Source organism: Nitrosomonas oligotropha (assembly GCF_900106555.1).
Lineage (GTDB): Bacteria > Pseudomonadota > Gammaproteobacteria > Burkholderiales > Nitrosomonadaceae > Nitrosomonas > Nitrosomonas oligotropha_A.
In genome coordinates, this window is sequence record NZ_FNOE01000001.1 from 55,295 (window position 1) to 81,348 (window position 26,054).

At 49.4% G+C, this 26,054-nt stretch carries 25 protein-coding genes and 1 pseudogene; 19 read left to right on the forward strand and 7 right to left on the reverse strand.

The features are described from left to right. Nucleotides 1–46 precede the first annotated feature (46 nt). The 6 genes from BLU57_RS00260 (at nt 47) to BLU57_RS00285 (ending at nt 6,574) form a co-directional block, all read left to right on the forward strand. Nucleotides 47–1,753, forward strand: a complete 1,707-nt coding sequence (locus BLU57_RS00260) for an ABC transporter ATP-binding protein (protein WP_090314815.1) — start codon at nt 47–49, stop codon at nt 1,751–1,753. Between the two features lie 50 nt (nt 1,754–1,803). Then, nucleotides 1,804–2,622, forward strand: coding sequence for an alpha/beta hydrolase family protein (locus BLU57_RS00265; protein WP_256206045.1), 819 nt, complete (start codon nt 1,804–1,806; stop codon nt 2,620–2,622). Nucleotides 2,623–2,626: 4 nt separating this feature from the next. Next, nucleotides 2,627–4,060 (forward strand): OprO/OprP family phosphate-selective porin, encoded by a 1,434-nt coding sequence (locus BLU57_RS00270; protein WP_176776332.1) that lies wholly within the window; start codon nt 2,627–2,629, stop codon nt 4,058–4,060. A gap of 140 nt (nt 4,061–4,200) precedes the next feature. Continuing rightward, complete coding sequence (gene cysK, locus BLU57_RS00275) at nt 4,201–5,181, forward strand: cysteine synthase A (RefSeq protein ID WP_090315268.1); 981 nt, start codon at nt 4,201–4,203, stop codon at nt 5,179–5,181. A 65-nt stretch (nt 5,182–5,246) separates the two neighbouring features. Continuing rightward, on the forward strand, nt 5,247–6,128 hold the full coding sequence (gene epsC, locus BLU57_RS00280; protein ID WP_256206060.1) for a serine O-acetyltransferase EpsC: 882 nt from the start codon (nt 5,247–5,249) through the stop codon (nt 6,126–6,128). Nucleotides 6,129–6,157: 29 nt separating this feature from the next. Continuing rightward, nucleotides 6,158–6,574, forward strand: coding sequence for a GlcG/HbpS family heme-binding protein (locus BLU57_RS00285; RefSeq protein ID WP_090314827.1), 417 nt, complete (start codon nt 6,158–6,160; stop codon nt 6,572–6,574). Between the two features lie 65 nt (nt 6,575–6,639). On the opposite strand, the gene BLU57_RS00290 is transcribed toward BLU57_RS00285, so the two are convergent. The 5 genes from BLU57_RS00290 to cysB all read right to left on the reverse strand — a co-directional run bounded on the left by BLU57_RS00290 (nt 6,640) and on the right by cysB (nt 10,306). Beyond that, the gene (locus BLU57_RS00290; protein WP_090314829.1) at nt 6,640–7,128 is read right to left on the reverse strand and encodes a DUF2165 family protein; all 489 of its coding nucleotides are present in this window, start codon (nt 7,126–7,128) and stop codon (nt 6,640–6,642) included. Nucleotides 7,129–7,268: 140 nt separating this feature from the next. Then, nucleotides 7,269–8,132 (reverse strand): Tim44 domain-containing protein, encoded by an 864-nt coding sequence (locus BLU57_RS00295; RefSeq protein WP_090314831.1) that lies wholly within the window; start codon nt 8,130–8,132, stop codon nt 7,269–7,271. A gap of 147 nt (nt 8,133–8,279) precedes the next feature. Further along, nucleotides 8,280–8,747 carry a DUF3293 domain-containing protein gene (locus tag BLU57_RS00300; RefSeq protein ID WP_256206044.1) on the reverse strand — a complete coding sequence of 156 codons (468 nt, stop codon included), beginning with the start codon at nt 8,745–8,747 and terminating at the stop codon, nt 8,280–8,282. Then, the gene (locus BLU57_RS00305) at nt 8,719–9,273 is read right to left on the reverse strand and encodes a c-type cytochrome (protein ID WP_090314835.1); all 555 of its coding nucleotides are present in this window, start codon (nt 9,271–9,273) and stop codon (nt 8,719–8,721) included. Before BLU57_RS00305 ends, BLU57_RS00300 begins: the two co-directional genes overlap by 29 nt. An 82-nt stretch (nt 9,274–9,355) precedes the next feature. After that, nucleotides 9,356–10,306, reverse strand: coding sequence for an HTH-type transcriptional regulator CysB (gene cysB, locus BLU57_RS00310; RefSeq protein WP_090314839.1), 951 nt, complete (start codon nt 10,304–10,306; stop codon nt 9,356–9,358). A 428-nt stretch (nt 10,307–10,734) separates the two neighbouring features. Between cysB and BLU57_RS00315 the strand changes: the two genes are divergently transcribed. The 13 genes and pseudogenes from BLU57_RS00315 (at nt 10,735) to BLU57_RS00375 (ending at nt 23,372) form a co-directional block, all read left to right on the forward strand. After that, entirely contained in the window at nt 10,735–10,962 is a 228-nt protein-coding gene (locus tag BLU57_RS00315; RefSeq protein WP_090314841.1) for a hypothetical protein, read from the forward strand. 48 nt (nt 10,963–11,010) lie between these two features. Then, complete coding sequence (locus BLU57_RS00320; protein WP_090314842.1) at nt 11,011–12,753, forward strand: nitrite/sulfite reductase; 1,743 nt, start codon at nt 11,011–11,013, stop codon at nt 12,751–12,753. Between the two features lie 5 nt (nt 12,754–12,758). After that, nucleotides 12,759–13,286, forward strand: coding sequence for a DUF934 domain-containing protein (locus BLU57_RS00325; protein ID WP_218131608.1), 528 nt, complete (start codon nt 12,759–12,761; stop codon nt 13,284–13,286). Further along, a complete protein-coding gene (locus tag BLU57_RS00330; protein WP_090314846.1) occupies nt 13,283–13,981 on the forward strand; it encodes a phosphoadenylyl-sulfate reductase in 699 nt (232 codons plus the stop codon). Before BLU57_RS00325 ends, BLU57_RS00330 begins: the two co-directional genes overlap by 4 nt. A gap of 16 nt (nt 13,982–13,997) precedes the next feature. Next, a pseudogene (locus tag BLU57_RS00335) lies at nt 13,998–14,298 on the forward strand (GTP-binding protein); the annotation flags it as partial. Between the two features lie 223 nt (nt 14,299–14,521). After that, nucleotides 14,522–14,944 carry a response regulator gene (locus BLU57_RS00340; protein WP_090314848.1) on the forward strand — a complete coding sequence of 141 codons (423 nt, stop codon included), beginning with the start codon at nt 14,522–14,524 and terminating at the stop codon, nt 14,942–14,944. A 72-nt stretch (nt 14,945–15,016) separates the two neighbouring features. After that, a complete protein-coding gene (locus BLU57_RS00345) occupies nt 15,017–15,616 on the forward strand; it encodes a response regulator (protein ID WP_090314850.1) in 600 nt (199 codons plus the stop codon). After that, complete coding sequence (locus BLU57_RS00350) at nt 15,517–16,137, forward strand: EAL domain-containing protein (protein ID WP_256206059.1); 621 nt, start codon at nt 15,517–15,519, stop codon at nt 16,135–16,137. Before BLU57_RS00345 ends, BLU57_RS00350 begins: the two co-directional genes overlap by 100 nt. A 189-nt stretch (nt 16,138–16,326) precedes the next feature. Next, nucleotides 16,327–19,866 carry an FAD-dependent oxidoreductase gene (locus BLU57_RS00355; RefSeq protein ID WP_256206057.1) on the forward strand — a complete coding sequence of 1,180 codons (3,540 nt, stop codon included), beginning with the start codon at nt 16,327–16,329 and terminating at the stop codon, nt 19,864–19,866. Further along, on the forward strand, nt 19,863–20,258 hold the full coding sequence (locus BLU57_RS00360) for an Hpt domain-containing protein (RefSeq protein ID WP_090314855.1): 396 nt from the start codon (nt 19,863–19,865) through the stop codon (nt 20,256–20,258). The genes BLU57_RS00355 and BLU57_RS00360 overlap by 4 nt, the downstream gene beginning before the upstream one ends. A 282-nt stretch (nt 20,259–20,540) precedes the next feature. Beyond that, nucleotides 20,541–21,668 (forward strand): Re/Si-specific NAD(P)(+) transhydrogenase subunit alpha, encoded by a 1,128-nt coding sequence (locus BLU57_RS00365; RefSeq protein WP_090314857.1) that lies wholly within the window; start codon nt 20,541–20,543, stop codon nt 21,666–21,668. Between the two features lie 15 nt (nt 21,669–21,683). Next, complete coding sequence (locus tag BLU57_RS00370; RefSeq protein WP_090314859.1) at nt 21,684–21,992, forward strand: NAD(P) transhydrogenase subunit alpha part 2; 309 nt, start codon at nt 21,684–21,686, stop codon at nt 21,990–21,992. Beyond that, nucleotides 21,993–23,372 carry an NAD(P)(+) transhydrogenase (Re/Si-specific) subunit beta gene (locus BLU57_RS00375; RefSeq protein ID WP_090314861.1) on the forward strand — a complete coding sequence of 460 codons (1,380 nt, stop codon included), beginning with the start codon at nt 21,993–21,995 and terminating at the stop codon, nt 23,370–23,372. It begins immediately after the preceding gene. 80 nt (nt 23,373–23,452) lie between these two features. Here the strand turns inward: BLU57_RS00375 and BLU57_RS00380 are convergent, their stop codons facing one another. Both BLU57_RS00380 and BLU57_RS00385 read right to left on the reverse strand, forming a co-directional pair. Beyond that, on the reverse strand, nt 23,453–24,967 hold the full coding sequence (locus BLU57_RS00380) for an EAL domain-containing protein (RefSeq protein WP_090314863.1): 1,515 nt from the start codon (nt 24,965–24,967) through the stop codon (nt 23,453–23,455). Nucleotides 24,968–25,052: 85 nt separating this feature from the next. Beyond that, nucleotides 25,053–26,021 (reverse strand): phosphoglycerate mutase, encoded by a 969-nt coding sequence (locus BLU57_RS00385; RefSeq protein WP_256206056.1) that lies wholly within the window; start codon nt 26,019–26,021, stop codon nt 25,053–25,055. Nucleotides 26,022–26,054: the final 33 nt, after the last annotated feature.

Here is a 26,054-nt window from a genome sequence, read left to right on the forward strand (position 1 = left end):
CAGTGTACGAAGCGTACATCACTCTCAACATTATTAAGTCCGCACAATGAAAATTCCTCCGATACTTCACGGCTACCGCCGCATTCTGTTCATCCGCTTGGTTTCCAATGGCTTATTGCAAGCGGCATTGGCGATTGGCACGGCGTGGCTGGTGAGGGAAATATTCGACGGCTTTCTGACCGCGCAACAGCCGGTGTTGGACGTGCGTGTGGTATGGCTGGTCGCAGGATTGATTATGGCAGCCGCGTGTATTGGCTGGCTGCGCATGGCCGAACGTATTGATGCTGAAAAAATGGGGCAGCACTATGCTGCCGAAGTGCGGATCTTGTTGTACGACTGCTTGAGTTTTTTGACTCCCCGGACATTACAAAAGCGCAGCCGTGGCGGCGTATCACTTCGCTTTGTCGGCGACATGACATCGTTACGGCGCTGGATCAGCATGGGATTGGCGCGCATGACCGTAGCAGGCGTTTCAACCGTATCCGCATTACTGTTGTTGGGAATGATCAATTGGCAGCTCACTGTTACGGTAACTGTATCGCTCGCTATGGGCGCATGGTTGACTTACCTTTTCGGCAAGCGCATGCGCGCTGCGGCAAAAGAATCGCGGCGCCGCTTATCCAATTTGGCAGCCAATGTGAATGAAAAGGTAACCAGCATCGCGGTTGTGCAGGTATTCGGCCAAGTGGATCGGGAGCGTGAGCACATTATCCGTCAAGGAAAGTATTTGCAGGACTCGATGGTTGCTCGCGCGCGTATAGCCGGTCAGATTCTGGGTGTTACTGAATTTTCCGCCGCCATGACATCCGCAACCACATTGCTGGCCGGTATTTTTGCGGTAACAACCGGTACTGCGAGTGTCGGTGCGGTTATCGCGGCCATTACTATTGTCGGTATTCTGCTGCCGCCTTTGCGTGACTTGGGACGTATTCAGGAATATTGGCATGGCGCTAGTATTGCACGGGAAAGAATTAAGGAATTTTTGGATAGTCCATCCCTGATGGCGCAAACGACTAATGCGCCCGATTTGACCGTAAGATCAGGCGGTTTACAGTTTGATTCAGTCAGCGTGACGGGTGGATTGAATAGGCTGAGCGGTACCATAGCGCCGGGTAAAGTGGTTGCAGTGGTAGGGCCCAATGGCGCGGGCAAATCGACGTTGTTGTTATTGGCTGCGAGGCTGATCGATCCGCATGAAGGCAAGGTGTTCCTCGATGGGCAAAACCTGGCGGAACATAGCTTGAATTCAGTGCGCCAAGCTGTTGGTATGGTTGGCCCAGATCTGCCTTTGTTACGAGGCACAATCGAAAGAAATTTACGTTATCGCTGGCGTAATGCACCGGATGAGGAAGTGGCCAGAGTCCGTGCACTGTGCGGGATTGATGAAATGCTGGCGCCGTTTCCGGAAGGAGATAGAACCCGGGTTGCGGAAGGCGGATTGAATTTATCGGTAGGCCAGCGTCAGCGTATTGCACTGGCTCGTGCTTTACTGGGAAATCCTCCGCTGTTGCTGCTGGATGAAGCGGATGCCAATCTCGACAGCCAAGCCGGTAAAGTCATCGATCGCATACTGGCTAGCTATCAAGGGACTGTTCTCATGGTGACGCATCATGTAGACCATATCATGGCCGCTGATGAAGTCTGGTATCTCGAAGCAGGCCGCTTGCTGGAAGCGGGTCCGCCTGCTGCGCTGTTGTCCAATGATGGTCCGGTTGCGCGGTTTTTCGGTATTAGCAAGCCGGTCGCGATTTGAAAGGGATTGTTTGGGGAGCCATATTGATGCTATTACCGCTATCTTGCACTATGGCTACGAGTATTGTGCCGCGTTCAAAACCGATGGAACGTGGCGTGGTGTTGCAACGCACACTGCAAATGGATTCGCGCCAGAAGTACTTTTTGTATGTGCCGCGGCAAGGTGGAAATGCTGCAAAAATTTTTATTACGGTGCATGGTATTTCGCGCAATGTGCGCGAGCACGCTAAAGAATTCGCTGCTTATGCTGAGAAATATGGCGTTGTGATGATCGCACCCTATTTTCCCGCAGATCGTTTTCCCGATTATCAGCGGCTGGGGCGTAAAGGCAACCGCGCGGATATCGTGCTTAATGCAATCGCGAGCGAGGTTGCGCAGTTAACGGGCGCCACCCCAGACAAGCTGTATCTATTCGGTTATTCAGGCGGAGCGCAGTTTGTGCATCGTTACATGTTTGCCTATCCGGAACGTGTCGCAAGAATCGTTTTGGGTGCGCCGGGCTGGTATACCCTGCCGGATGCCTCGCTTAAATTTCCGATAGGGATACAGCCAGTCCAGAGCATACCGCAAGTACAATTCAACTCTGCCCGATTTTTGAACATCCCGGTGTGCGTGCTGGTGGGAGAAAAAGATAACCGGCGTGATGCAGAACTGAACAAATCAACAACCATTGACAGACTACAAGGTAAAACCCGGATCGAACGTGGCCGGCGCTGGGTGGAGGAAATGAGCTATCAGGCCCGGCTGCTGGGCTTGCCGACTACTTATGATTTTCATCTGCTGCCGGATTCGCCGCATTCCTTTGCGATCAGCATGGAGCGTGGCGGTATGGGGGAAAGAACGTTTGATTTTTTATTTCCGGAGAGCTGAGCATGTGCAATCACTTTCGTCCGGCAAAGCAAGCTCATTGAACGGGTGTCAGAACCATTTTGGGATCGTGAATTTACTGGCCTCATCCTTCATTCCGATGAAAGTTACCTGGCTAAGGCTCATACTGAGTGGGGTTCTGTGCAGTTTTCTTGCCAGCACGGCTGCTTTTGCGCAGGAAGATATTTCTGACCGATCGCAGCAAACTGTCAGCAAAAAATCTTCCCAAGACAAAAAAAGAAAAAAAAGAAAACCGGGTTTTTTCTATGGTAATGCGGGAACCGGATTCCGATGGAATAAAGGCAAAAGTGAAGTGCGGCTGGCTGGGTTTATGCAGGCGGATACCCGCACCTATTTTGACGATGCGGCGGATTCCGGTAAAGACAACTTTTTGTTGCGGCGGATTCAGCCTTCACTCGAGGTTAAATTCAATCAGACGCATAGTCTTTATATCATGTCGAGCTTTGCGTCGGCGCCGGGGATTCTGGATGTGTTTTGGGAAGGCAACTTTGCCAAGCCGTTGAATATCCGTGCGGGCAAGTTTAAACCGGCATTCGGTTTGGAGCGCTTGCAGTCAGCCACTGCACTGGCTTTCAATGAACGTGCTTTTCCCACCAATCTGGCGCCCAACCGGGAAATAGGCGGGCAAATTTTCGGCACTATTTTGTGGGATACCACCGAATATCAAGTCGGACTCTTCAGCGGCATGGTCGACAATAGCAGCGGGTTGCGTGATAGTGTGATTTATTCAAACTACAGCGGGGTTGATTTCGTAGCACGGCTGTTTTCCCATCCGCTCAAGCACAGTGATGTTGCGCTTGTAAAAGGCCTCGGATTGGGAATTGCTTACAGTTATGGCACGCAGCAAGGCAATGCACAGCGTGGCGAGTCTCATTTGCCGGTGTTTATTTCTCCCGGCCAGCAATCGATCGCTTCGTATGCGCGAGGCGCTTTTGCCGATGGCAGCCGCGAGCGGATTGGTCCGCAGCTTTATTATTCCTACGGACCATGGGGGGTGCTGGGCGAGTATACGGTCTCTCAACAGAATGTGAAGCTTGGTGCAGTGACTGATAAAGTCACCCATGATGCTTTTCAAGCGCAATTGTCCTGGGTGCTGTTTAACGGCGATGCTTCCTTTCGCCGGATCCGGCCGCACAGTCCACTTACACTGGAAAACATCAGTTCGTTGGGCGCAGTGCAACTGGTCGGGCGATATGCGGTATTAAACCTCGATGACAAAGCGTTTGCGCATGGCCTGTTTGACGCGGATCACGCGGTTAGAAAAGCGCAGGATTTCGGTATCGGCATTAATTGGTATCTCAATCGCAATATTAAATTCCAACTGGATTACAATCAGACCCATTTCACGGGCGGTGCCGGTGGTGGAGCGAACCGGGCGGAAGAGAAAGTGTTGTTTTCGCGCATGCAAATTGCGTTTTGAGTTTTTTCTCACGGATTCAAATCAACCGGTTTTCACTTTCAGCTTCGGAATGAATGCGCTATAGTGAAATGGTTATGTTCCGGTATCACATTTTAGTTATGATGCGCGGGCAATTGCATCACATACAAAAAGGAAAACTCATGGCAAATTGGTTTGAAAATAATTCATTATCGATTGGGCGTACCCCGCTGGTGCGACTCAATCGGGTGACGGATGGTGCGGCAGCGCTGGTGCTGGGGAAAATCGAAGGGCGCAATCCGGCATACTCGGTGAAATGCCGCATCGGTGCGGCGATGATCGATGACGCTGAGCGCAGAGGTTTGTTGGGTCCGGGAAAAGAGATTGTCGAACCGACCAGCGGCAATACCGGGATTGCATTGGCGTTTGTCGCAGCGGCACGGGGAATTCCGCTGACTTTGACGATGCCGGAAACGATGAGCGTGGAACGGCGCAAGTTACTGGTTGCGCTCGGCGCCAAGCTGGAATTGACCGAAGGCGCGCGCGGCATGAACGGCGCTTTGGCCAAAGCGGAAGAAATCGTCGCTTCTAACCCCGGGCGCTATGTATTGTTGCAACAGTTCAAAAATCCGGCCAATCCGGCCATCCACGAGAAAACTACCGGTCCGGAAATTTGGGACGATACCGATGGTGCTGTCGATATTTTTGTCGCAGGTGTGGGAACGGGCGGCACGATTACCGGTGTTTCGCGTTATCTCAAGCAAACCAAAGGCAAAGCTATCACCTCGGTGGCGGTTGAGCCTACCGCGAGTCCGGTGCTGTCGCAAAAGCGTGCAGGCGTGTCGCTGGCACCCGGACCGCATAAAATTCAGGGGATTGGCGCCGGTTTTGTACCGGATAATCTCGATCTCTCGCTGGTGGACGAAATTGAGCAAGTCAGTAACGAAGAGGCCATACTGTATGCGCGGCGTCTGGCGCGCGAAGAGGGGATTTTGGCGGGTATTTCCTGCGGCGCTGCGGTAGCGGCTGCGGTTCGTCAGGCTAAACGACCCCAAAATGCAGGTAAAACCATCGTGGTGATATTGCCGGATTCCGCCGAACGTTATCTGAGCAGTATTCTTTTTGAAGGTATGTTTGATGCGCAAGGCTTGGCAACAGAGTGAACAATAGTAAGCAGACACGAGACCTTTTGCTGCGCAGCACGCAGCTGGATGTGGACAGTATCGTAATGGAGCTGCGCGCGCTGCGGCAGGCGTCATTGGAAAGCCGCAACCGGCATGACCGGCCGCCCAGGTTGCCGTCGCGCAGGATTATGGCCAGTGTTGCGGAAGGCTTGAGCGCGGCCATGTTTCCGAACCGGCTGGGGTCGTCGGAGCTGGCGGATGAAGGCATCGATCACTATGTCGGGCATATACTGAATATGACGTTGCGCGAGCTGATGGTGCAAATTCAAAATGAATTGCACTATAACTCGGGATTGGAAATGCTCAGCGATGAGGATCGTGCGCAATCGATTGCCATTACGCAGTCCTTTGCCAAACGGTTACCGCAAATCCGCTTGCTGCTGGAGAGCGATATCAAGGCGGCGTATGAGGGCGATCCGGCGGCGCGCAATGTCGATGAAGTGCTGGTTTGTTATCCCGGTATCATGGCGATCATGCACTACCGGCTGGCGCATGTTCTGCATGGCTTGGGGGTGCCGTTGATCGCGCGTATGATTTCGGAAATTGCGCATTCGGTAACCGGTATCGAAATCCATCCCGGAGCGCAGATCGGCGGCAGTTTCTTTATCGATCACGGCACCGGTGTGGTGATTGGAGAAACCGCGATCATTGGTCAGAATGTCCGGCTGTATCAGGCGGTGACACTGGGTGCCAAACGCTTCCCGGTGGACGAGAACGGCGCCTTGGTGAAAGGGAATCTGCGCCATCCGATTGTCGAGGACGATGTGGTGATTTATGCCGGCGCTACGATATTGGGGCGCATTACCATCGGGCGCGGATCGACCGTCGGCGGCAATGTCTGGTTAACGCGTAGCGTGCCGCCGGGCAGCAATATTTCCCAAGCGCAGATGCGGCAGGAAGTGTACGAAAATGGCGCCGGAATTTGATTGGTACGATTTTATTTTAAACAAGGGAAATGATGACGGCTCATAAACTCATACTGACGCTGGATGATGCGAAGAAAATAGCCGCCGGAGCGGAGGCGGAAGCCAAACAGAACGGCTGGCCGGTTGTCATCGCTATTGTCGACGATGGCGGGCATTTATTGCATCTGCAACGCCTTGATGGGACGCAGTACGTCAGTATCCAAGTCGCGATTGAGAAAGCGCGTGCGGCGATTGCATTCCGCCGTCCGACTAAAATTTGGGAAGAAAATATTGCCGCCGGGCATTTGCGCTATTTGAATTTGCCTGGAACATTACCGATCGAAGGCGGCCTGCCGGTTACGGTCGATAATCAATTTACCGGTGCAGTCGGTGTCAGTGGCGTACGATCGCATCAGGATGCGCAGATTGCTCAGGCCGGGATTGATGTTTTGTTATCGAATAAGTAAGCCGTAGTATCTGCAGGCTGTTTTTTATATCGCCCGGAAAAACCGGCAGTCTTCAGATCTGCTGTTTACTGTTGATCATCCGCTTGGGTTAGGTAAATGAGGATGGCGGCAATGATCATCACTAAACGGAATGCAGCCTGCTGCCCATTAGCTGTTTCCGATTGCCACATCAGAAACCATTCGCCGCCAATCGTCATGAATCCGGTAAACCACAGTAAAAAGCCCAGTGTCAGTCCAAGAATTGCCAAACCTTTTGCTTGATTGAAAGCAGCGGGGTTTTGGATACTCCGGTATAAACGCCAACCGCCCAGCCAGCACAGCGCAGCAATCATGATTTCGGTGCCTATGATGAGGCTGTAAACGGTGTGATGAATAGCCGGAGAATGAATGGCGCGCCATAACCCTTCATTGCCGGGAAATGTGGTGTCCATCATCAGCACATGTGCTACCAGCGTGAAATTCGAGTTGTAATCGGTGAGGTTATTGAATGCCACCAGTGAAGCATATAGTGCGAAAGCCAACACCATGACAAGTTTTGATATTCTCGTGGACATGGCTCTAACTGAAGTGGAAATGCTGAGAATTGATGAGGAGTTAGAAAAGCGATTCTGTTTTTGTTGAAACCCGGCCAGATTATAGTGTCAGAGACATGTCTGGCCGGGGTTTAATTTACAGTGTTACATTGCGTAAAGAATTACGAAACTTGTTGAATTCCGGACAATAACCAAGTCGCGTTAGGATCTTTCAGATCTTTTTGCACGTGCCAGATTTCATCAAATGCTTCCGGTTCGCCATTTGGAAGTTCGCGTAGCTGGCCGGTGAAGCGCACGCTGGCAATCGCCATATCCTGGGTAGTTTCCACTTCCAGTAAGTTGGCATCGATAAACATGACTTCCGATTTTTGTTGCGTATCGCCTCTTTCCTGCATCTGTTCGCTTAATTCCGCCAGCATTTCCGCAGTTGTGAAATCACGGATTTCATTGATATCGCCACGATCATGCGCTGCTTGTAAGCGGATGAACGAAGCCTTGGCGTTGCGGATAAAAGGTTCTACTTTGAAATCTGCAGGAATATTCGGCTGCTGATATGCGCTTCCGCTGTTTTCACTGGACGCAGTTTCTGCCGGTGCAGTGAAAGGGGGCGCATTGAAGCGGTCTTGTGTGCCCGCAGCACCCATGCCGGAATATTGCATCGAAGCGGCTTGCTCCGCCCTGGGTTTTCGCAGCATGCGGATGACGAAGAAAACAACGCCAATCAGTAACGCCATAATCACAAAATCCATCATGTTGATATTTTCAAACGCACCGCCCATGAAGAGCGCAGCCAATAAGCCGCCTGCTGCCAGGCCCGCTAACGCGCCGCCCCATTTGCTACCAGTGGAAGGAGCCGCGGCTGGTGTTGTAGCAGGTGCTGCTTTTTGTGTATTGGGTGCCGGATTGACCGATTGGCGTTGCGTGCCTATGTTTTTACCGCCGCCCATACGTTTTGCTTCCGCATCGAAAGCGAGTAATCCAAAACTAAGAAAAATCAAAGTCAGAAAGGTGAGTGTCTGCTTCATCGTTTTGTCTCCCAAACTGTTATTAAAAGATTGAGTATAGCATCGTGCTTGTATTGCCAGCTATACAGAATTTTTCGACCTTGAATGTTCTGAAAAATTTCAAGTTATTTTTGTTACTGCTGGTAATGGATGAAGTGTCTTACGCGACTAGCGCAGCAAGACAAGACGGGGAATTGCGTCACGATCAACCCAAACAATCGCATTTTGGTTAAATAGCTGCCCCAATGATTTTGCGCTGTGTATATCGATTCCGGGAATAAAAAAACTTTTTTCTGCCGGCCATACGCCAGCCGGATCAGTGTGCACACTTTCGATACCTTGATAGGCATGATACGTCAGGAAATGTCTGAGCGATTCATGCGCCACTACGTTTTCCTCATCGCTGACTAATTGGCTGTAGGGGTTATAGGCGCTGATGATCGCCGCGCACGATTGATTTAATGTCACCAGGAATTGCGCGAGCGATTCGGAGTATTGATCGATTGTGAGCGTAATGCAGTCAGCCGCGGTGCCGATCCGGTAATCCGCATGGGTGTAGTTTGCGATCAGTGAACCGGAGATCGTTGAGGAAATCGGATTTTTCCGGTTAATGTTCATGCGCATGGCTATGGTCATGCGCGTGATCCTTGGTTGAATGGACGAGCTCATCGTATTGCTCGGGTGTCATATGGCTCATTTTGAGGATGAAGGCTGCCATCGCCCAGATCGAGTCATCGTCGTGACTGAGTCCCCAGGCCGGCATGGCGGTCATTTTCAAACCGTTTTTTATGACCCAGAAATATTCCTTGGCGCGATCCTGTTTTTCGGCCTGATCGATGACCGGTTCGCGCTGATGAAATACCGGCGGCTGGGGGTACAAACCGGCGGAGAGCTCCGTAGGCTTCAAGCCGGGTGCAAGATGGCAGACCGGGCACATGGCATCGTAGTGAACCGCGCCTGTCAGCAGCAGCTTTTCATCATCCAAAGGCGGTACTTCCAGATTCTTGGCGCGTGCTTCAATAGAGCTTTCACGCACCCATTCGATGATTTTTTCAGTAATGGCCCAATGTTTCTCGGTGGCTGCCATATTGTAAGCACCGGAACCAAGAGCGGTTATGATCAGAACGAGTAATGCCAAAAACAAACTCAGAATCTTTTTCATGTTTCACCTCATCAGATGATTGGGCATTGGTTGCTTGGGCCGGATAGCTTTGCGATCATCGTACTTTCAATTCCGGTGAGAATCAACTTGCATTCTCGGGATCGGCGGATTTGCCTCTTTCCAGCTTGCTTTGAATACTGGCGTGATCAAGATGAGGCGCAAACATTTCGATGAAATCAAGAATATAACCACGTATATAGCTATTGCGGCTGATACCGATGCGTGTGGTGCTGGGTTCAAATAGATGACTGGCATCGATGGATCTGAGGGTTTTATCGCGCTTGGCATCGAAAGCCATGTTGGCAAGAATGCCAACACCCAGTCCCAGCTCCACATAGGTTTTAATCACGTCAGAGTCAATTGCGGTGAGTACCACATTGGGCTCCAATCCGCAGCTTGCGAATGCCTGGTTGATTTTTGAACGGCCGGTAAAAGCCGAATCATAAGTGATGATGGGATAGCGATTGATCGCTTCCAGCGTGAGTTTTTTTAATTTCAGCAACGGATGTTTGGGCGGCACGATGATGCAGCGGTTCCACTGATAGCAGGGCAGCATGACCAGTTCTTTATATTGTTCAAGCGCTTCGGTGGCGATTCCAATATCCGCTTCACCTGAGGTGACCAAAGCGGCAATCTGTACCGGGCTGCCTTGCCGCAAAATGAGTTTGACCTTCGGGTAACGCGCGGTAAAACGCTTGATTACAGGTGGCAAAGAATAGCGCGCTTGGGTGTGTGTGGTCGCGATGGTTAGCGTGCCGCCAGCTTCATTGGTAAATTCTTGCGCTATTTTCTTCAGGTTGTCAGCATCACGCAGCATCTTGACGGCTGTTTTTATGATCAATTGTCCTGGCGGTGTTATTTTTACAATGCGTTTGCCATTGCGTAGAAAAATATCGACGCCGAGTTCTTCTTCGAGCAATTGGATTTGCTTGCTGATAGCCGGTTGAGAGGTGTGCAGATTTTTTGCCGCCCTAGATAAGTTCATGTCCTGATTGGCAGTTTCGCATAAATAGCGCAATTGCTGAAGTTTCATAGGTCACGCCTGCTAATAGAAAATGGTGATATATATCTAATATAATATTATTTTGATTTATAAATAGGTATTGATATCATGCCATGCGGTTAAAAGGGAAAAATGCAGCTGCAAGATTTATTCTGTCAGGTTCTCTGATCAGTTTCATTTATCATACACACTAGAATTGATTGCCGTGACAAGTTACAGGCGATTCCGCTTGGTTTTTTGATAAAATAACAAATTACGCTAAGCTCCGTAAAAAAATGTGAACAAAGACGGCTAAACGTCGGTAACGGCTGGTCAGTACGATTGCAGTATGTTGATTTTAATAAAAATGAAAAAGCTGATGCCGTGCATCAGGATGATAAAGTGAGCGGCTGGGGTGGCGGATTGCTGATTATTGGCAGGTCTTGGCAATTTCCCATTAATGAAACTAGGATTGATTAATGAGTACAAATATTGAGAATAAACCGAAACAAGTAACATGGTTTAATGGTTGTGGCGGACGGATCGGTATCGTGGTGGGTGAAAGCGGTGAGCATGCCTATATCGGTATGGCATTGCGGCATGATGAAGACGATGATGTGGACCATATCATGAAGTATGGCGCCAAATTTCCATTGGATGCGGCCCTATTGCTGCCGGTGTCGAAACGGTATACGCAAGAATCCTAAAGGCATATCCATTGGGTATCTTTGAATAAATAGGCGGGGAAATTAACGATGTATCGCTATGATGAATATGATCAGCAAATAGTGGATGAACGTGTCAGGCAGTACCGCGATCAGGTGCGCCGTCGACTTTCCGGTGAATTGACCGAGCAAGAGTTTTTGCCGTTGCGGCTGCAAAACGGTTTGTACATGCAAATACATGGCTACATGTTACGGATTGCGGTGCCATATGGTCTGATTTCTGCGCAGCAGATGCGCATGTTTGCGCATCTCGCGCGTAAGTATGATCGCGGCTATGGTCATTTCACCACACGTCAGAACATTCAGTTTAATTGGCTCAAATTGCAGGATACACCCGATATCCTTGCCGATTTGGCGTCGGTGCAAATGCACGGTATTCAAACTTCCGGCAATTGTGTGCGTAACATCACCTCGGATGAATTTGCCGGTGTTGCACAGGACGAAGTGGTGGATCCGCGTCCGTATGCCGAGATTTTGCGCCAATGGAGCACATTTCATCCGGAATTTGCCTATTTGCCGCGCAAATTCAAGATCGCCATCAGCGGTGGTAAAGAAGACCGTGCAGCCATTTATGCGCACGATATTGGATTGGCGGCTATCAAAAATGCGCAAGGCGAGGTTGGCTTCCGGGTTGTGGTGGGCGGCGGTTTGGGGCGGACACCGATTATTGGCAGTGAAATCTGTGAATTTGTGCCATGGCAGCATATTTTGACGTATGTCGAATCCATTCTGCGGATATATAACCAATATGGCCGCCGCGACAATAAATATAAAGCGCGTATCAAGATTCTGGTCAAGGCGCTGGGGATCGATGAATTCAAACGTCAAGTCGAAGCCGACTGGGCGGATCTGAAGGACGGTCCCGGCACGTTAACCGGCGAGGAAGTCGATCGGGTCGCATCATTCTTTACCGATCCGGTGTATGAAACATTACCCGATCATGATTCGAAGTTGAATGAATTCAAAGCGGACAGCCGCTCGTTTTCGAATTGGCTTTCGCGCAACGTGAAGCCGCACCGGGTTCCCGGTTATGCGATTGTCGTATTGTCATTGAAAAAACCGGGCGATGCACCCGGCGATGCCACCGCTGAGCAAATGGATTTTGTTGCGGATCTGGCGGATCGCTACAGTTTCGGTGAGTTGCGCATCACGCATAAACAAAATCTGGTATTGGCGGACGTCCGGCAAAAGGATTTGATCAGTCTGTGGCAAGAGGCTTCCGCTCAAGAGCTGACGACGCCCAATATCGGTATGCTGACGGATATTATCAGTTGCCCGGGCGCGGAATTCTGCACGCTGGCCAATGCACGCTCGATTCCGCTGGCGAAATTGATTGCCGAGCGTTTTGAGAATCTGGATTATTTGTACGATATCGGTGAAATTACGCTGAATATTTCAGGTTGCGTCAATGCCTGCGGACAGCACCACATCGGCAATATCGGTATCACCGGTGTGGAGAAGAAAGATCACGATGAGTGGTATCAAGTATCAATCGGCGGCGCGGAAGGTAACGATAGCTCGATCAGCAAAATTATCGGTCCTTCCTTTACTTTTCATCAAGTGCCGGAAGTCATTGAACGCTTGATTCATGTCTATTTGCGTGAACGCTTCGAAGATGAAAGTTTTATTAGCACGGTACGCCGCATCGGCCATACGCCTTTCAAAGAACATGTCTATGCGACCGATTTCGTTGCGCAAGAAGATGAAGCCGCCGGCAAACATGTCGTGCTGCCCGCGCAATATGAGGTGCCTTATTATTCACCTAGGTTTTAATGGACATGATTATCAAAAATAAAGCTATTGTCGCGGATGATTGGACCGTGTTGCGGTTGCAGGAACAAGAAAAACCTGAAAATGTCATTGTTGCAGCCGGTAAAGTCATCGTGCCGCTGCAAGTATGGCAAGCGCAGCGCGCAGCATTGCAGGATCGCAAGGAAATCGGCGTATGGCTGGCCAGCGATGAGCGACCTGAAGAATTGAAAGGCGATATAGAAAAATTTTCCGTGATTGCGGTTGATTTTCCGAAATTCTCGGATGGCCGTGGTTACTCGATCGCCTTTAATCTGCGCGCGCGCTTAGGGTATAGCGGAGAGTTGCGTGCGATTGGCGATGTATTGCGCGATCAGTTATTTTATTTGCAGCGCGTGGGTTTTGACGCGTTTGCGCCGCACCCGGACCGGAAAATTGAAGATGTAATAAAAGGTTTGAGCGATTTTTCGGAAGTGTATCAAACTTCGTTTGATCAAAAACTGCCGTTGTTCCGGCGTGTACAGCGCAAAGCCAATGAAGCGGCACCCGGTCAATGAGTGATTTGCAACAAAAAATCGAGCAGGTTGTCGCGGTTCTGACCGAAACAATCCGTGACTTTGCGCCGGTTACCTTTGCCAACAGCTTGGGCGCGGAAGATATGGTCTTGACCGACATCATTGATCGCTATCAGCTCGATATCGATATGTTCAGTCTGGATACTGGCCGCTTGCCGCAAGAGACTTATGATTTGATGCAAGTCGTGCGGGAGCGGTACAAAACACCGTTGCGTATCTATTTTCCCAATGTAAAACAAGTTGAGGCCTATGTCGCCGAGCATGGCGTCAATGGGTTTTATGACAGTATCGAGTTGCGCAAGGCATGTTGCCATATTCGTAAAGTCGAGCCACTGCGCCGCGCCTTGCAGGGTAAGCGCGCCTGGATCACCGGAATGCGAAGCGAACAAGCATCGACCCGGTCGAATTTAAAAGTATCGGCTTACGATATGGATAATCGCATGCAGAAGGTCAATCCATTGCTGGAATGGTCCAATGCGGAAGTTTGGGAATATCTCAAGCACTATGACGTGCCTTATAACAAACTGCATGACAAATTTTATCCCAGTATCGGCTGCGCGCCCTGCACTCGTGCCATTACGCCGGGGGAAGACATCCGTTCTGGGCGCTGGTGGTGGGAAGCACCGGAAAACAAAGAATGCGGATTGCACAGCGGCAAGGTTGTACCCATAAAATAACATCTGCGATTTGTTGATGGGCTTTCGTTGTAAACCGGCTGAGTTCGGTTGGAATCAGCTTGGCTGTGTATTGCATGACTCATAGTCTATTCTTGAAGATCAATTACCTTCCATCACCCATACAACACGTAAACACGGCGCCGAGGGTGTCTTTATCGTTACTGACTGACGGATTGCAGGCCGAACGTGAGCAAGGGATTACCATCGATGTGGCGTACCGCACGCCCAAACGCAAATTCATCATCGCCGATACGCCCGGACATGAACAATATACCCGTAATACAGTTACCGGCGCGTCGATAGCGAGTCTGGTAATTACGAATAATTGCTGAATGACTGTCGTGGGATCTGAACGAAAATAAACCTGAACTTGTGTTTAATATTGCCGTGCATTTCCCCTGTAGAGATTCATCGCGGCCGTGGTGCGTATTTCCGAGTGATATCAAATCAAGTATGCGATAAATTCGCAGATACAGGTAGAATATCGGCTGGAATCCATCGGGCTGGAAGTGCAAGGAAATATTAAATCAAGCTAACAGTATGAATTTAATAAAAGAACAAGACAAAAGACTGAAAGGATTTACTATCCTGGTGGTGGAAGATAACGAGTTAAACCAGCAAGTTGCAAAAGGCTTGCTAGAATATAATGGCGCGACTGTAGCGATAGCTAATCATGGGAAAGAAGCATTGGAAATGTTAAGTGAATTTCCCTTTGACTGCGTGTTGATGGATATTCAAATGCCTGTGATGGATGGCTTGGAAGCCACGCAATTAATCCGTGCCAACCCGCAGTGTCCGGATACTTTGATCATAGCGGTAACAGCCAATGCAGATCAGCATCACAAAGATTTATGCCAAAACGCGGGCATGAATGATTTTTTGACAAAACCAATTGATCCAGAGCGATTGGTGAATACGCTATTAAAGTGGCTGATGCCCAAGCCGGATGTACGGATTTCATGAGCGCTAAGAGATAAAAATGAATGGTTTTTTCTTGCTGAATCGGTGGCATTTGATTGAGTATTAATTTTCTGGATGAATAACGAAAAGCCGATACGTGTGCTGGTGCTCGATGATGACAGATTTATGCTTGAATTTGTCAGTCATTTGCTCAGGGATCTGGGTGTCAGCGAAGTGCTGGTTGCTGAAGATGGCAAGGCTGGTTTATTTGTGATGTCTGCACAAGTCTCTGCGATTGACTTGCTGATTTGTGACATTGAAATGCCGGGTATGGATGGCATTGAGTTCTTGCGCAATATTGCGGATCAGTACTACAGCGGTAAGATCGTGTTATTTTCCGGTGTTAATCCCGATTTGCTCAAAGCAACAGAACGCTTGGCTTCCGTACGCGGATTGAATGTCATTGGCACGCTGGCTAAACCGGTAACGGTCGGTTCGCTGGCAGCCTTTTTGGCGCAACTATCGATACCCATCTCGAGGCGCCCTGTCCTGCCCGGATACGGCAGATTTTCACGGTGGAAGAGATCCAGCAGGCCTTGGCGGCGGATCAGATTGATTTATTTTATCAACCTAAAATCGCCGTTTCCAACCGCCGTGTTACCAGTGTCGAATGCTTGGCGCGATGGCGCCATACGCAATACGGATATGTTTCACCGGATAACTTCATACCCGTGATTGAGCAAAGTGGATTGATTAATGACTTTACTCGCGATGTATTAAGAAAATCCGCGCAACAACTGGATTTGTGGCTGCAGGAAGGGTTTGATTTAAAAGTTTCTGTCAATGTTTCAATGGAAAATCTGGATCGGTTTAATTTGCCGGAAATTTATGAGGCAGCCGTGCGCGAGTGTTATGTGCCGATTGACCGGATAACATTGGAAATTACCGAAGGCAAGCTGGGAAAGGATTTTGCACAATCCTTGGATATCCTGACTCGACTTAGATTGAAAGGGTTTGGATTGGCTATCGATGATTTTGGCATCGGCTATTCATCGATGGAAACACTCAAACATATGCCCTTTACCGAACTCAAAGTCGATCGGATTTTCGCGCATGGCGCGGCAAAAGATCCGGCGACTCGTGCCAATCTGGAGTCGAGTATAAAATTGGGCAAGGCGCTGGGTTTGAATGTGGTGGTGGAAGGCATTGAAGCCGGAACAGATTACCAATTGGCGTTAGAACTCGGATGTGATTAAATTCAAGGATTTTATATTGCAAAACCGATGCCCGGCGGTGAGTTTACCGAATGGCTATCGAAGCATGAAAAAACAATCGATGAGCGATTCTAAACCATCAGGGTTTCGGACAATAACCAAATACCGGCTGGAAGTACATTCGTATAAAATTAAGTAATAAGAGACTAATTGATTAAGAATATGACAAAAATGGATGCAACGTTGCACACTCAAACAGAAACAATCGCTGATACTTCAAATTTTAGTTTTGGCTTTACCATTGCCGATTTCTACCAGCGTAGCGGCTTGGTCAAGCTGGATCAAGTATTTCTGGATTTTCTTCGCACCGGCGATGAAGCCCTGTATAAACAATTAGAGATTGCGCGCGCGCATCCCGATGATTTGCTGCCAAAAGACGAATCCGCTTTGTTGATCGAGATTGCGCCTTGGCTGGAAGATTTCATTGCCCGGTTGTTCAACATAGAGACCGAAGTGCAGCAATTGGCGGCGCGGCATCATGAATTGGCGCCACTGTATTTTTGTAAGCGGCAATTTGTTCAGCGCCGCGCCAAAGGCAAAGTGAGTGATGAGGAGTTGGCCGGTATTAATGGCTTGGCGCTGGAAAAAGAGTTGGCGGCGGAATTCGGTGAGGCTTTCTCAGAGCTGGCTTTTGCGACCAAAGTAACGCAATGGATGGACGCGGAAGCAGAAAACGAGGCGCGCTTGAACAAGGCGTTGCACTATGCCGCTTGGGCGCTACGCACACCGGCAGGCCAGCAGCATACGCATCAGGGTATCTTGTTCAAATCCCCTGCAAAACTGGATTTTCAGCATCTGCTGTCGCTGCAAACGGATGATTCGGCCGGTTATACGATGCACCGGCTTGGGCATTTGCGTGAACGCAACGGCTTCGCATTGACCGATGACGGCACCGATCTGATGGGGGCGCTTGATGAGACCAATTACTGCATCTGGTGCCATGAGCAGGGCAAGGACTCGTGTTCCAAGGGATTGATACAAAAATCCAAGTCTCCGGACGAGCCATCCGCGTTCAAACGTAGCGAACTGGGCGCATTGCTGGCGGGTTGTCCGCTGGAAGAACGTATTTCGGAGTTTCATAAACTCAAATCGCAGGGTGTCGCCGTGGGCAGTTTGGCCATGATTACGCTGGATAATCCGATGTGTGCCGGAACCGGTCACCGTATCTGCAACGATTGCATGAAATCCTGTATTTATCAGAAGCAAGAGCCGGTTGATATTCCGCAAGCCGAGACTCGTACGTTGAAGGACGTATTGGCGCTGCCGTGGGGATTTGAGATTTATAGTCTGCTGACGCGCTGGAATCCTTTGAACCTGCACCGTCCGGTACCGAAACCGGCATCCGGACGCAAGGTTCTGGTGGTGGGCATGGGGCCCGCTGGTTACACGCTGGCGCATCATTTAATGAATGAAGGGCACACCGTCGTCGGTATTGACGGACTTAAGATCGAACCTCTGCCGGGAGACATCTCGGGTGTTAACCAGAAGGGTGAACGTGTGCCATTTCAAGCGATCCGCCTTGCCAGTACGCTGGAAGAGAATCTGGATCAACGCATGCCGGGCGGTTTTGGCGGAGTGGCGGAATACGGCATTACCGTGCGCTGGAATAAAAACTTTCTGAAGTTGATCCGCTTGTTACTGGAGCGCCGGGAAGAATTCGCATTGTTCGGCGGTGTACGTTTTGGCGGCACATTGACGACCGATGATGCTTTTGCCATGGGATTCGATCATGTAGCCTTGGCTGCAGGTGCCGGGCGTCCGACGGTGCTGGATTTGCCGAATGGGTTGGCGCGCGGTGTACGGGCGGCATCGGATTTTCTGATGGGGCTGCAACTGACAGGAGCCGCGCAGAGCGATTCCATTGCCAATATGCAGTTACGCTTGCCGGTGGTGGTGATTGGCGGCGGCTTGACCGCAATCGATACCGCAACGGAAGCACTGGCGTATTATCCGGTACAAGTGGAAAAATTCTTGCAGCGCTATGAAATTCTAACGGCGGTGCAGGGGGAAGCGGCAATCCGTGCAGTATGGGATGAGGAAGAACAGCAAATTGCCGATGAATTTCTCGCGCACGCCCGCGCCATTCGCGCCGAACGCGCGGCGGCCGGACAGGAAAAACGCACGCCACGTATCATCCCTCTGCTGCAATCCTGGGGTGGCGCAACCATCGCCTACCGCAAGCGATTGATCGACAGTCCCTCCTATACGCTGAACCATGAAGAAGTGGAGAAAGCGCTGGAGGAAGGAATCTGGTTTACCGAGGGAATGACGCCAACGCGGGTTAATATTGATGCCTGGGGGCATACTCAGTCGGTGCAATTTACCGTACAGAAACGTGATGAGACCGGGCAATGGCAGGATAGCGGCAAGGTTGAGTTACCGGCGCGCGCTTTGCTCGTTGCCGCAGGCACGCAACCCAATACGGTACTGGCACGTGAAGATGAAAAAATTTATCAACTCGATGGCCGCTACTTCAATGCTTGCGATGAAGAAGGTAACCCGATCAAGCCGACGTATGCCAATCCCAAACCGGATTATCCATCGGTACTGCTGAGCCGTTACAAGGATGCGCAAGATGGCCGTTTCATCAGTTTCTTCGGCGATTTGCACCCTTCTTATTCGGGCAACGTCGTGAAAGCGATGTCCAGCGCCAAACAAGGTTATCCGGTGGTAAGCCGGGTATTGGAGCGGATCAAACCATCGTTGGATCAACCCGCCGGGCAGTTCTTCGCAAACTTGAACAACCGGTTGCGGGCAATAGTTCATAAAGTGGAAAGGCTTGCGCCGAATATTATCGAAGTGGTTGTTCATGCGCCGATGGCGGCAGAACATTTTCAGCCGGGTCAGTTCTACCGCTTTCAGAATTTTGCCACGCTGGCGACACAGGCCGAGAATACCCGGCTGGCGATGGAAGGTCTTGCATTGACGGGGGCTTCGGTGGACATTGAACGCGGACTGGTTTCGCTCATTGTTCTGGAAATGGGCGGATCTTCCGATCTGTGCATGATGTTGAAACCGGGTGAGCCGGTTGTGCTGATGGGACCAACGGGAACACCGACAGAAATTCCATCCAATGAAACCGTGGTGCTGGTGGGTGGCGGTTTAGGCAATGCGGTACTGTTTTCCATTGGTGCGGCGGCACGTGCAGCCGGATCGAAAGTGCTGTATTTCGCCGGCTACAAAAAGCTGGCCGACCGCTACAAAGTGGCGGAAATTGAAGCTGCGGCTGACATCGTGGTATGGTGCTGCGATGAAGCGCCGGGTTTCACGGCGACGCGCCCGCAAGATAAAAGTTATGTTGGGAATATCGTCCAGGCCATGGTGGCTTATGCCAGTGGTGAACTGGGTGTGCAACCGGTAGCCTTGTCCGATGCGGATCATATTATTGCGATCGGTTCGGATCGTATGATGGCGGCGGTTGGGGTTGCGCGTCATCATCAGTTGAAGCCTTACTTGAAAGCGGATCATTTTGCGATCGGTTCGATCAACTCGCCGATGCAGTGCATGATGAAGGAAATCTGCGCGCAGTGTCTACAACCGCATGAAGATCCTGAGACCGGAAAAATTACGTATGTATTCTCCTGCTTCAATCAGGATCAGCCATTGGATCAGGTCGATTTCCCTGGGCTTGCAACGCGCTTGCGTCAGAATACGGTGCAAGAGAAACTGACCAGCCGCTGGATCGATCGTTGTTTAAAAACCGGAGTATGACGGAAGTGATAAAACAAGTCGAAGCAGGGCCGGATCCGGAAGCGCCTTTACCGGTTGATATTTCAGTGATGAGTCAGATGTTTCATAACAACTCAGCGTTGGTACGTAAATTCGGCCTCAAATTTATCGAAGTGGCCAATGATACGTTAGTGGAAATGAAAGCCGCGCAAGCTGAAAAAGATTTGCTTGCGCTTGGCCGCTTAGGGCATAAATTGAAATCTTCGGCCAGAACAATCGGTGCTGCGAGTTTTGCTGATTTGTGCGAGGCCCTTGAGACCGCGGGTGTCAATAATGACTGGTCCGGCGCGGAATCGTTACTAACGAAGATCCCACCCCTGTTGGAGCGGATTACGCAACAATTGGAAAACGAATTTAGCAAAATGGATGAGTGACTGCGCAGTAAAAACCGCAGTTTTCCAGGCAGCTTAAGAAAAATGCATTGAGGTGAGTGTCGGAGCGGCCGGTTTCATCCACTGCTCTGTACGCTTCATGTGTTGTCATTATCACTACAATAAACTGGGTGAGTCATCAAAGAATCCAGTCATATCAAGTTTTTCCTGATCCAATTAATGGCATTGCGCGCAAATTGATTTATAATCCGCAATTCATTAAAAAATTAAGCACAATTTTAGTTTTTATTTGCAAGCAGGTTGGCAAGAAAAGGGAGATTATCAATGCATATAGGCATACCAGCAGAAATTCGCGGCGGAGAAACGCGTGTAGCAGCTACACCGGAGACCGTGAAAAAATATACTGCCAAGGGTGTTCATAAGGTTTCAGTGCAATCAGGCGCTGGGGCTGGAGCCAGTATACCGGATTCGGCCTATCAGGAAGCCGGTGCGACGATTGTCGCTGACGTAGCTGAGTTGTATGCGCAAGCGCAAATTATACTCAAAGTGCGTGGCCCGGAATCCACCGAGCTGGCTATGATACGCAAGGATGCGGTATTGCTGGGGTTATTGACGCCGCATCATAAGGAAAGTGTCGATGCGCTGACGCAGCATGGGTTGACCGCATTTGCGATGGAAAAATTGCCGCGTATTTCGCGCGCGCAGAATATGGATGTTTTGTCATCGCAAGCAAACATTGCAGGCTATAAAGCGGTGATCATGGCGGCCAATGTGTATCAAAAATTCTTTCCCATGTTGATGACTGCGGCAGGTACTGTCAAAGCAGCGCGGGTATTGATTTTGGGTGCGGGTGTTGCTGGTTTGCAAGCGATTGCAACGGCGAAAAGATTAGGGGCTGTGGTTGAAGCTTTTGATGTGCGTCCGGCGGTGAAAGAACAAGTGGAAAGTTTGGGCGCCAAGTTTGTGGAAGTGCCACTCAGCGACGAAGAAAAAGCCAAAGCGGAAACAGCAGGCGGCTATGCGACTGAGATGTCGGATGATTACAAGCGGCGTCAGGGTGAATTAGTGCATGAACGTGCGATCGCGGCAGATATCATTATCAGCACCGCGCTAATTCCAGGACGACCAGCGCCTGTGCTGATCAAGGAAGAAACCGTTCAGGCGATGAAGCCGGGTTCGGTGATCGTCGATATGGCGGTGGAAGCTGGCGGTAATTGCCCGTTATCGGAATTAAATCAAAATGTAGTCAAACATGGCGTGCATCTGATTGGTATTGCGAATCTGCCCGGTTTGGTGGCAGCGGATGCCAGCACTTTGTATGCGCGCAACCTGATGAATTTTCTGAATCTGATGCTTGATCCGGCAAGTGGTGAATTAAAAATAGATCGTACGGATGAGATCATTGCGGGAACATTACTGTGCGGCGGCGGAGAGATCGCCGCTACGTCATAATTTAAAGGAGTAATCATGATTGGTGAAGTCGATCCGGTGATTGTCAATTTAACGGTCTTTGTGCTGGCTATTTTTGTCGGTTACCATGTGGTGTGGAACGTCACACCCGCACTGCATACCCCGCTCATGTCGGTAACCAACGCCGTTTCCGGTATTATCCTGGTTGGTGCCATGCTGGCGGCCGGTCCTGCGGAAACTGACTGGGGTGTCTGGCTGGGCGCCGCAGCGGTTACGTTGGCTGCGATTAATGTATTCGGCGGGTTTCTGGTAAGTCAGCGCATGCTGGAAATGTTCAAGAAAAAAGATAAAAAAGGAAACGCCTAAATGTCAGCAAATCTAGTTGCACTTGCATATTTAGTAGCTTCGGTATTCTTCATACTGGCGTTAAAGGGGCTGAGTTCGCCCGAGTCTGCGCGCCGCGGCAATCTTTTTGGCATGATTGGCATGGCCATTGCTGTTGCCACAACACTGACGCTGACGCAAAACTGGATTTTGATTTTAGGTTGTATCGCCGTGGGCGGTCTGATCGGTGCAATCGTGGCGCAACGCGTGCAAATGACCGCGATGCCGGAGCTGGTTGCATTTATGCATTCACTGGTTGGTTTGGCGGCAGTTTTTATCGCGATTGCAGCAGTCAATAATCCAGTTTCGTTCGGTTTGCCCGCAGTATTGCCTGCGGGTAGTAAGCTGGAACTGTTTTTAGGCACATTTATCGGCGCCATGACATGGTCAGGCTCCGTCATTGCATTCTTAAAACTGTCGGGGCGCATGAGTGGCACGCCGATCGTATTTAGCGGTCAGCATGCGGTTAATTTGCTGTTGGCGCTCGCGATGGTTGGTTGCGGTTTATGGTTCTTCTTCAGTGAAACGACCAATTGGACCGCATTTATTGCCATGACCGCAATCGCGTTTGTGCTGGGATTCTTGATTATCATCCCAATCGGTGGCGCGGATATGCCGGTGGTGATTTCCATGCTGAACTCCTACTCAGGCTGGGCTGCAGCAGGTATCGGCTTCTCGTTGGGTAATCCAATGCTGATCATTGCCGGATCGTTAGTGGGCAGTTCTGGTGCGATTCTCTCGTATATCATGTGTAAAGCGATGAATCGTCCATTCTTGTCCGTTATTCTGGGTGGGTTTGGCAGCGATGGCGGTACTGCGGCAGTGGATAGCGGCGAGCAAAAAACCTACCGTAGTGGTAGTGCCGACGACGCAGCCTTCCTGATGGGAAATGCCGATAGCGTGATTATCGTGCCAGGCTACGGTTTGGCTGTTGCCAGAGCGCAGCATGCGGTGAAAGAATTGGCTGAAAAGCTACATGAAAAAGGCGTCAATGTGCGCTTTGCCATACATCCGGTAGCCGGACGTATGCCGGGTCATATGAACGTGTTGCTGGCGGAAGCTGAGATTCCTTACGAACAAGTGCAGGAAATGGAAGAAATCAACAGTGACTTCTCGAATACCGATGTGGTCTTGGTATTGGGTGCGAATGATGTGGTGAATCCTGCTGCTTATGTTTCCGGCAGCCCGATTTATGGCATGCCAATATTGGATGCGCATAAAGCGCGCACCGTTATGGTGGTTAAGCGCAGTATGGCGGTCGGTTACGCTGGGCTTGATAATGACCTGTTCTATATGGATAAAACCATGATGATTTTTGGTGATGCCAAGAAAGTTGTGGAGAGCATGGTCAAAGCTCTATGATGTAGCGGATTTTAAAATCTAAAAACAAAAGGCGCAATGAACCGTAATTGCGCCTTTTGTTTTTATCAATACTTAAAGCGCTAGGCAACTGACTCAAGATCATTGAATGGATGCGGCTTAGCAATACCAAATCCTTGTGCATAGTCCACGCCAATTTCCCGCAGCTTTGCTGTGATGTCATCCGTTTCAACGAGCTCAGCGATTGTTTGAGTGCCGGCCTTAGTGGCAAATTGGTTAATGCTTATTATTTTCGCTAAGTCATCCTCATCGCGCAGTATGTTGCAAACAATGCTTCCATCAATTTTCAGATAATCGGCTTTGATCTTATCGAGCAGACTGAATGATTCCAGAGTTTCATTGAAGCTACATAGTGACACCAGGCACCCTAACTCACGAATTTTATTGGTGAACGTGCAAGTGTCATTGGTAAGAGTTTCCGCATCGGAAATTTCAACTTCAAAACAAAGGCTGGAAGCAGGAACTCCTGTTCTCTTTAATAAATCCTGGATGAAACCGGGGAAGGCCTGATCGCTCAAGGAGTCTTTGGCTACATTCAAATAAAATACTGAATTGGCATTAGGGTGATCCGACAGCCAATGGATAATGTGATTAATTATCCACCGATCCAGCTTGGGCATCATCTTGAATTGATCGACAAGCGGTAGGAACGAGCCCGGGGGCATAAGATTATTTTCTTCTTCGTGCATACGGATCAGAATTTCGTAATGGGAAGACGAAGAAACTGAGGGTTTGATGGGAATTATTTTTTGGCAATATAAATTAAATTCCCCGCCATCAATGGCCTGAGCGATACGCGCCGCGGTTATGCCCTGCTGTTTAGATGTCTGTGTGCTTGACTGAAAGCTTGCTTCGTTCTTAATAGGTACTGAATCGGATTTCTTGGGTTCCGCTTTTGCTGTGTTTTCTTCTTTGGTATTTTTTGGTGAGACACGGGTTTTTTCTTGTGCCCGAGGTGTGTGCAATGTATAGAAGCCGATTGTTTTGCCTTTATTATCAAGATGCGGGAGGTACTGCTCCGTGAAAATATAAGGAAAACCTTTGGTGGATTTAAGAACACGTTCGTTATGTATGGTTTTCCCGGCTAAGATTTCTTCAATACGATTTTGAATATCGGAGAAAAATTCTTCATTCGAAAATTCCTTTAGATACCGACCATCAATTTGATCGGGTTTTAATCCAAACCAGCGGCGGAAAATCCGGTTATGGTAACGGCAACGCATATCGCTATTAAAATAAGCCAGCATGACTGGAATGTTTTCATCGATAAACTGCGATTTTACTTTATTCTCGGAAGCGGTTTTTTCCGCCCATAACCGGTGCTTGATCTCATTACCTAACCTTTCCTTGCTTACAATAAGTTGATCGGAAAGATTCCGGGTATTTTTCTCTGTGCGTGCTATCTGAATGATTGTAATCAAGATCATGAAGATTAATGAAAACCATAATGCAGTTTGCCAGTGCGGCGCGATTTCGGCGATCAAGTATGGACCAGCTACTAGAGTGACTGCCAGCGTGAACGCAGTGCTGATGGCTAAATAAGGCTTAACAATATTAAATAAAGAAGTTTTTTGCACGGTAATTCCTTATTCCTGTTAGCTGAAATTCTTGATAAAAAGATTGGCTGTAATGATATCGCAAGAATGTTTGTTCATAATCCGGCTAGTGTTTTTTACTGTGGATGGAAAGCGGTTTGGTTATGCGCCAAAATTTCCATAAGTCGGAGCGTGTCAACGAAAAGTTTCGCGATGAAGTCTCATTTAGCGCCGTGATGGTCAATTGATTGATTTTCCCTGCCTTTAATGCTGCATGTAAAGGAGAGAACCAGTTCTGCTCCATATCCTTAAGTGTTTCACGCCAGCCATAAGCGTTTCTGTATTGAGCTTTCCCTCGCAATGAATCCAATACTACAAGATGATCACCGTTTGGTTGCGTCATGAGCCATTCATCGGCATCAGCCGGTAACTTTGAATGGTTTGTACCGTGGGCGAGTGCTAATGCGCGAGGAAAATCATCGTTACCCCACACATGCGTATAAGGTGATCGGACAAATTGAGGCATGCTGCCACCACCCCATAGCCAGATGCTATTTATGGTTAATTCACCACGCGATTCACGCGTTTGATTGACCGGGTGTTCATGCAACAACATTTGAATTTCATTGAAAATTTTATGCCATAGGATGCTGTCGGTACCGGATGGCAAAAAATTATTGATGTTTTTACAAGTGACCTGGCTAAGCATATGCGTTTGCATGTCTGCTATTGCAGGTAAGCGGATGTACCACCGGTCTGGTTGTAATGACAAAAAAGTGAACCCATCGGGACTGAAATTGTGATTGATATCTTGTATCAATTCATTGGCTTCTTCTTCGGTGATCTGGAAAGCTTGGCTATCAGCGAGCATGATATGATTTTGTTCAATGCGAAGGTGAACAGGATCGGCACGCATCCAGAAATCTTTACTGGCTTTTGCTAGATCAGGAGCGTCGGTGTGCAACATGATGGGTGCAATAGGCCAGTTATTTTGTTGCCGTGCGATATTAAACTGTTGGCACAGCCAAGCTTCCATTGCATGAATTGGATTTGTCGAGGAGATGCTTTTTGATAACAGTGTTTCCAAGTGACGCATCGATAATTCATCATAAATGTTTTGCTGCAATGC